This is a genomic window from Streptomyces sp. (assembly GCF_035563135.1).
Taxonomy (GTDB): Bacteria; Actinomycetota; Actinomycetes; order Streptomycetales; family Streptomycetaceae; genus Streptomyces.
This window is the reverse complement of sequence record NZ_DATMVN010000388.1, coordinates 1-7,709: the sequence shown is the minus strand read 5'-3', so window position 1 is coordinate 7,709 and position 7,709 is coordinate 1. Positions and strand designations below refer to the sequence as shown.

At 72.9% G+C, this 7,709-nt stretch carries 5 protein-coding genes and 1 pseudogene; 4 read left to right on the top strand and 2 right to left on the bottom strand.

The window, feature by feature from the left end; genetic code table 11:
* The 3 genes and pseudogenes from VN520_RS16900 to VN520_RS16890 form a co-directional block, all read left to right on the top strand.
* Window positions 1-519, top strand: a pseudogene (locus tag VN520_RS16900) (biotin-dependent carboxyltransferase family protein); the annotation flags it as partial.
* 305 nt (window positions 520-824) lie between these two features.
* Window positions 825-2,252, top strand: coding sequence for a lipase family protein (locus tag VN520_RS16895; RefSeq protein ID WP_325747749.1), 1,428 nt, complete (start codon window positions 825-827; stop codon window positions 2,250-2,252).
* Window positions 2,253-2,429: 177 nt separating this feature from the next.
* A complete protein-coding gene (locus tag VN520_RS16890) occupies window positions 2,430-3,119 on the top strand; it encodes a copper homeostasis protein CutC (RefSeq protein ID WP_325747748.1) in 690 nt (229 codons plus the stop codon).
* 91 nt (window positions 3,120-3,210) lie between these two features.
* On the opposite strand, the gene VN520_RS16885 is transcribed toward VN520_RS16890, so the two are convergent.
* The gene (locus VN520_RS16885; RefSeq protein ID WP_414719866.1) at window positions 3,211-4,197 is read right to left on the bottom strand and encodes a lytic polysaccharide monooxygenase auxiliary activity family 9 protein; all 987 of its coding nucleotides are present in this window, start codon (window positions 4,195-4,197) and stop codon (window positions 3,211-3,213) included.
* Between the two features lie 362 nt (window positions 4,198-4,559).
* Between VN520_RS16885 and VN520_RS16880 the strand changes: the two genes are divergently transcribed.
* The gene (locus VN520_RS16880) at window positions 4,560-5,225 is read left to right on the top strand and encodes a GOLPH3/VPS74 family protein (protein WP_325747747.1); all 666 of its coding nucleotides are present in this window, start codon (window positions 4,560-4,562) and stop codon (window positions 5,223-5,225) included.
* Here VN520_RS16880 and VN520_RS16875 read toward each other — a convergent pair whose 3' ends face one another.
* Window positions 5,226-7,379, bottom strand: coding sequence for a HelD family protein (locus tag VN520_RS16875; protein ID WP_325747746.1), 2,154 nt, complete (start codon window positions 7,377-7,379; stop codon window positions 5,226-5,228).
* Window positions 7,380-7,709 lie beyond the last annotated feature (330 nt).

Genomic DNA, 7,709 nt, shown 5'->3' with positions numbered 1-7,709 from the left:
CGCGGCTATCTGGCGTTCGCGGGCGGCCTGCTGCCCGAGCCGGTGCTCGGCAGCAGGTCGGCGGACCTGCTCTCGGGGCTCGGCCCGCCGGTCCTGCGTGACGGTGACGTCCTGCCGCTGGGCCGGCCCGGGGACGCGCCGGCCGCCGACACCGTGCCCTGGCCGGGCGTACCCGCCGAATTGGTGCTGCCCCTGCACCGGGGGCCGCGCGACGACTGGTTCACAGCGGCGGCGCTGCGGACGCTCACCACTGCCGTGTACCGGGTCTCGGAGCGGAGCAACCGCATCGGGCTGCGCACGCAGGGCCCGGCCCTGCGGCGCGCACGGGACGGTGAACTGCCCAGCGAGGGCATGGTGCTGGGAGCCGTACAGGTGCCGCCGGACGGGCTGCCCGTGGTGTTCCTCAACGACCATCCGACGACGGGCGGTTACCCGGTCGTGGGTGTGGTCGCCGAGGCGGCGCTGGCGGGGGCGGCGCAGGCGGTCCCGGGGACGCCGGTGCGGTTCGTCCGGGCCTGACGGAGACCCGTGAGGGGGCGGAGCCCGTGAGGGGGCGGAACCCGTGAGTGGGACGGGGCCCGTGAGGGGGCATCGGCCGATAGGGAGTGACCGGGGCCGCTCTCCCCGGGGCCGTCCTGCCGGTCCTGCCTCGGCCGGTCCTGCCTCCGCCGGTCCTGCCTCGCCTGGGGTCCGCCTCGGCCGGGGTCGCCCCGTATACGTTACCGAAGCGTAACTTACCGATGAGTTACCTGAGGTAACGCCTCGGTGCTAGCTTGCGCTCACCTTCACCGGAGCAGATCCCGGAGCAGAACGAGGAGTGAGCCGTGAGTCCGCGCAAGACCACCCGTTCGAGCCCCACCGTGAACACCCCCCACCTCCTGCCTCCCCGTCGGCAGGGGCGCCGCACCGGGCGCCTGATCGCCGCCTCGGTGGCCGTCGCCGCCTGCCTGGGCGCGGCGGCGATACCGGCCTCGGCCACCGAGGCCGCAGGGTCCGCAGGGTCCGCCGGGTCGGAGCCGGTGGTCTCCCGGGGTGTGACCATCCCCGCCTTCTACAACCCGCCGGCGCAGCTGCCCGCCGCCGACGGGTCCCTCGTCCGCACGGAGCCGCTGCCCCTGGGCCTGAGCCTTCCCGGCCTGGACGGCCGCCGGCTGCCGGGCACCGCGACGCGGCTGATGTACAAGTCCACCGACGCGGGCGGCGGCCCCGTCGCCGTCACCGGCGCGTACATCGAGCCCTCCGCCCCGTGGAGGGGCGACGGCCCCCGCCCGCTGGTGGCGCTGGCTTCGGGGACCATGGGCCAGGGCGACCAGTGCGCCCCCTCGCTGTCGCTCCAGCGCCCGCTGACCATCGGCGAGGGCACGGTGTCCATCGGCTACGACAATCTCGCGGTGTACCGCTTCCTCGCCGCCGGAGCCGCCGTCGTCGTCACCGACTACGCGGGCCTCGGCACCACCGACCGGCTCCACACCTACGTCAACCGGGTCGACGAGGGTCACGCCCTCCTCGACGCGGTCCGCGCCGCGCGCTCCGTCGCCGGCACGTCGCTCACGCCCGAGTCGCGGGTCGGTCTCTACGGCTACAGCCAGGGCGGCGGAGCCAGCGCTGCGGCGGCCGAACTCCAGCCCACGTACGCCCCCGACGTCAATCTGGCGGGCACCTACGCCGGCGCGCCGCCCGCCGACCTCACCGAGGTCATGAAGGGCATCGACGGAAGTGCCCTGGCCGGTGCGCTGGGCTGGTCGATCAACGGCTTCGCGCAGTCCGACCCGTCCCTGAAGGCGGTGGTCGACGCGAACACGAACGAGGTCGGCAAGGCCGCGCTGAAGGACACCTCGACGATGTGCGTGGGCGACGCGATACTCGGCCACGGCTTCACGAACAGCAAGAAGTGGACCGCGAACGGCAAGCCGCTCGCCGACATCATCGCGGCGGAGCCGAAGCTCCAGGCCGTCCTCGCCCAGCAGCGCATCGGCAACCTGAAGCCGGTGTCCCCGGTGCGCCTGGCGACCGGCGTGCACGACGACATAGTCGGCCACCAGCAGTCGCGGCAGCTCGCGGTGGACTGGTGCGACAAGGGCGCGAACGTGACGTACGAGGCCGTCCTGCTGCCCAACCTCGGGGACAAGATCCTCACCAACCACCTCGCCCCCTACCTCGCCGACCAGGGCAGCGCCATCTCCTGGATGACCGACCGCCTCTCCGGCAGGAAGGCCGTCTCCAACTGCTGGTCGATGCCGGGCCAGCCCTGACGTCCCCCGCCCCCGTGACCCACGAGGCCGCGGCGCGTCCGTTCCACGGACGCCGCCGCGGTCTCGCGTATCTTCACGCGTGCGTACCCATGGGGAGCTGCGCCTCGGGTGGCTGACCCGTAGTCTGGTTATTGGACTAGACCTGTAGTGACAGCCGCTCCGACGGAATGGAACACCATGAGCAACCGTGCACTCCTGGAGGTGATCGCTCTCGATGCGGAGGACGCGGTCGCGGCGCAGGCGGGTGGTGCGGACCGCCTCGAACTGGTCACCGACATGGCGGCCGACGGCCTGACCCCGTCCGTGACGGCCTTCGCGGAGATCAGGGCCGCCGTCGACATCCCGCTGCGGGTCATGCTCAGGCTCGCGGACGGGTTCGCCGCCGGCGACATCCGCGCCCTCGTGGAGAAGACCCACGCGATGCGCGCCGCGGGGGCGGAGGAATTCGTCCTGGGCTTCCTCGACCAGGACGGGCACGTCGACCTGGTGGCCGTCGAGCGGCTCGTGGCCGAGCTGAACGGCTGCCCGTGGACCTTCCACCGCGCCATCGACCGCGCGGCCGACCGCGACGTACTGCGCAAGCACCTCGCGGACCTGCCGGGGCTGGACACCTACCTCACGGCGGGCTCGCCGGACGGAGTCGACGCGGGCATGGACACCCTGGTGGCCGAAGCGGGGCACGCGGACCTGCCCGGTTACGAGCCGCAGATCATGGCCGGCGGCGGCCTGCGCCTCGACCATCTGCCGCGGTTGCGCGCCGCGGGCATTGAGGCCTTCCACATCGGGGGCATGGCGCGGCCGGGCGGCTGGAGCGGCCCGGTGGACGCGGCAGCGGTCCGGGAGTGGCGCGCGGCGCTCGACGGGTGAGGGGTGACGGGCCCGGAAACGCTTCGGGGCAGAGGGGGTGCGGCCCCGGGCCGGTGGTCACCGGCCCGGGGCCGCACCCGGCTCCTCGCGGTCAGAGGTTCTGTTCGGCCTGCCGGCGGCGGCGCCGGGTCTGGGCCACTGCCCCTGCGGCGAACACCAGGGCGGCGCCCGTCAGCGAGACCGCCGTCGCGGCGGGCAGGTAGCCGGCCGAGGAGTCGTCGGTGGAGGCGACCAGCCGGGCCTCGCCGGCCGGGGCCTCATGCCCGGCGTGCTCCGCGTGGACCGGTACGGCCGGGGTTCCGGCCTTCTCCGCGGCCTTCGCCAGCTCGTCCGCCGACAGCTGGCTGCCCTTCATGCCGGTGACCTCGCCCCTGCCCCCGTCGAAGACGACGTCGGAGCAGGAGTAGAAGTTCTCCTGGCTGTCCGAGCGGATCCAGTGGATGAAGATCATGTGCTTGCCGGTCTTGCCCTGCGGGAGCTGGAGGTTCCAGTAGTAGTTGCCCCCGTCCGAGCCCGCGCCACCGGCCTGCGGCGGATTGTTCACGGTCTGGGTGAGCGTCAGGTCGCCCCAGGCGAGGGGCTTGTTCGGCGTCCAGCCGTCCTTGGTGATGTAGACGTTGAACTTGCCGGGGTGGGCCGCCCAGTTGCTGTACTTCACCTGGGTGGTGGCGCCTGCGGTGAGGTGCGTCGTGGGCCAGTCGCTGCGGGCCGCGTTGTACGCGGAGAAGTTGTACGGGCCCCTGTGGCCACCGCTGCACAGCTCGCCGTCGGGGATGTACCCCGTGGTCCGTCCCCCGCCGTTGGAGTCCAGGACGCCGAACCAGTTGTACAGCGGAGTGGTGCCGGTCTGCGTGACCGCGGCGGCACAGGCCGGGTTGGACGGCATCTGGTTCCCGCTCGCGATCATGTCCTTGTAGCACAGGTAGCTGCGTGAGCCCGGCTCCATGGCGACGCCGTGGGCGGACGCGGGGGTGGACACACCGGCCAGACCGAAAGCCAGGAGGCCGGCCCCCATGAGACCCAGCGTGCGGGGGGCGCGTATCCGGGCTTTTCTCCGAATGGTGTTTCGCATGGCCATGAGGTTGATCTCCTTCGGGATTCTCTGGGTGGGGCAGATGACCCTGGTGACCCGCTCGTGCGCATGGAGCCGTCGGTTCCGGGCTGTCCCGGCCCGGACGCCGAACTGTCGGCGTGCCGTGCGGATGGGGGGAGAGGGACTCGTGGGAGCGCTCCCAAGAACGTAGCGCGCCCCACGTGGTCTGTAAACGCCCCGCGCACCAGCTGACACGACAACTCCCCGTGAGAGGACGGCACTTGTGGCCTCGCGTCGCGGCGCCCGCCCGTCACGGGGAGGAGGGAGGACAAGTCGATGAGATGGCCGGGAACCGGCGGCGTCTCCTGTTCGTCACTAAGGGTGAGCGAACGAGGGGGAGTGGAGACATGTCGGTCACACTGGGTGAAGAGATCATGCTGCTTTCGCTGGACGACGAGTCCGGAGCGGCCAAGGAGCAGCAGGCCGCCGGATGGGCGGTCGCGGGCGGCATCCTGCTCGAACTCGTCCTGGCAGGGCGGCTCTCGGTGGACGGCGGACGGCTGACGGTGGCCGACCGGACGCCCACCGGCGTCGCTCTGCTCGACGAGCGGCTCGCTCTGATGGATGCCTGGGCGGCGAAGAGGAGCCGGCCGCCCGAGGTGACGGACTGGCTGGCCAGGGATCACGCCAAGGCGGTCGGCGCCACGATCGACAGCCTGCGCGCACGCGGTCTCGTGAGCGAGGAGAAGCGCAAGGTGCTGGGTCTCTTCCCGGTGCGCCGCTATCCCGAGGCCGACGGGGCGACCGAGGCGGAGCTGCGCGAGCGCCTGGCCTCGGTGGTGCTGCGGGGCGCGGATCCGGACGACCGCTCGGCCGGCCTCGTGGCCCTGATCCACGCCGCCGGCCTGCACCGGCTCGCGTTCCCCGGGGTGCCGGCGCGGGAGGTGAAGCCGCGCATGGAGAAGATGGCGGAGGGCCACTGGGCGGGCGACGACGTGCGTGCGGCGATCCGCACCATGCAGGCGGCGATGGTGGCGGTCACCGCCGCCGTCGTGGCCACCACGGTGACGTGATCACCTGACCTGCCCGGCCTGGGCCCGTGCGGGCCGGCCCGACCGGGCGAGCCGCTCCGGCAGCGGTGCCGCGTGCAGGACCACGAGACCCGAGACGGCTCGGGTCAGGGCCACGTACAGGCGGCGCAGGCCCGTGCGTTCGTCGGGTTCGCCGTCGACCACGGCCGCCGGTTCGTCCAGTACGACGTAGTCGTACTCCAGGCCCTTCGCCAGCGAGGCCGGGACCAGGGTCAGCCGGGAACCGGCCGTCGTCTCCTCGCCGGGCGAGAGGCAGCTGTGGCCGGCCGCCGCGAGAGCCGCCGACAGGGCCGGCACACGGGCGTCGGCGGCGATCAGGCCGATCGAGCCCTCATGCCGCAGCGACTCCTCGCACGCAGCGACCACCGCGGCGTCCAGCTCCGCCACCGCCACCTCACGCACGGCGAGCGAGCCGGGCGTCTCACGCACCGACTCCACCGGGGCGAGGCCCGGGGAGATGGCGGGGAGCAGCCGGGAGGCGTACGCGATCACCTCGCGCGGCACACGGAAACCGGCCGTCAGCTCCTCCACCACCGCGTCCGCCTTGCCCAGGTGGAACAGCGCCTGCTCCCAGCTCTGCGTCGACCACGGCGTCGTCCCCTGCGCCAGGTCGCCGAGCACGGTCGCCGAACCGGTCGAGCAGCGGCGGCCCACCGCGCGGTACTGCATGGGGGACAGGTCCTGGGCCTCGTCGATGACGACGTGGCCCAGTGAAGGCGTCCGGGCCACCAGGTCGGCCGCCTCGTCGATCAGGACCGCGTCCGCCGCCGTCCACTTCGCCGACTTCACACTCCGGGCGGGCCGGGTCATCAGGATCTGCTTCTGCTCGTCGCCGGTGAGGAGCCCCTCCGCGTGTGCGGCCAGGAATTCCGCGTCCGTCAGGATCCGCAGCACGAGCTTCGCCGGGTCCACCGCCGGCCAGATCGCCTTCACGGCCGCCTTCACCGCCGGATCGCGCGCCACCGCGTTCTGCACCCGGTCGTCCGGCGCCTCGCCCGCCTCCTCCATCCGTACGAGGACGGCGTGCGCGATGCGCTGCGGAAGGGCCTCGTGGGCAGCCCCGTACCGCATGTCGCGGGCCAGCAACTCACCGACCATCTCCTCGATCTCGTAGGCCGGCACCCGCCAGCGCCGCGACCCGCGCACCACCACGACCGGCTCCGTCGGAGGCGTCACGTGCGAGCGGAGTGCCCGCCTCAGGACCTCCGCCATCCGGGCGTCGCCCTTGATCACCGCGGCGGCGGACCCGTCCGTGCCACGGATCTCGACGCGCGCCGCCACCAGGTCCTCCACGGTGGCCTGCTGCACCTCCAGCTCACCGAGCGCCGGCAGGACCTGCTCGATGTAGTGGAGGAACGACCGGTTCGGGCCGACGACGAGGGTGCCGGTGCGGGCGAGGCGCTCGCGGTGCGCGTAGAGGAGGAACGCCACCCGGTGCAGGCCCACAGCCGTCTTCCCGGTGCCGGGTCCGCCCTGGACGCAGACCGTCCCGCCCAGCCCGCTGCGCACGATCTCGTCCTGCTCGGGCTGGATCGTCGCCACGATGTCGCGCATCGGGCCCACACGGGGCCGCTCGATCTCGGCCTGGAGGATCCTGCTGGTCTGCTCGGTCTCCGCCGGGTCGGTGAGGTGCTCGTCCTCGTACGCGGTGAGTTCGCCGCCGGTGTAGCCGAAGCGGCGGCGGTGGTCGACGTCCAGCGGATTGTTCCTGGAGGCCTGGTAGAACGGCTGGGAGACGGGTGCGCGCCAGTCGATGACCATGGGGTCGCCGTGGGCGTCGTGGACGTGGCGGCGCCCGATGTAGAAGCGTTCGCCCTCCTGCCGCCCGCCACCACCCCTGGCCGAGGAGCTGTGCGCCGCCGCCCCTCCTGCCGCGCCCTCCGCCGTGTCGGCGCCGGCCTCGTGCAGATAGTCGAGGCGGCCGAAGAACAGCGGGGTGTGGGAGAGGTCGGCGAGCGCCTTGATGCGGTCGTCGATCTGCGCCTGCAGGACCTCGGCGTTCACCCAGTTCGCGGTGACGTCGCGGATGTCGAGCGCCTGCACGTCCTCGCGCATGGCGCGCAGCGCGGCACGGGACGCGGCGAGGTGCGCCCGCTCCCTGACCAGTGGATTGCTTGACTCTTCGTGCGCGGGCACGGTGTTGCCTCCGGCTGTTCGACGCAGGACGGCGGACAGGGCCGATCGCCCGGTCCGCTCGGGGACGTTCACACAGAGATGCGCACGCGGGTGGCGCGTGCGCGGGTCGTCGGCCGGTTTCCGTCCGGTCGGCAGCGCTCCCCCGGCTGCCGGCCGCTCGAAGGGCTGGCCGGTACCACGGTGCGGGAGGCGGGCAGACCGGCGATTGTATCGACAGCGGCCCCGGTGGTCGAACGAATAAGGACGGACGAGGTGCGGGGCGAGGTGCCGGGCGGGGTGCGGGGGAGGCGTGGGGCGAGGTGCCGGGCGGGGTGCGGGGGAGGCGTGGGG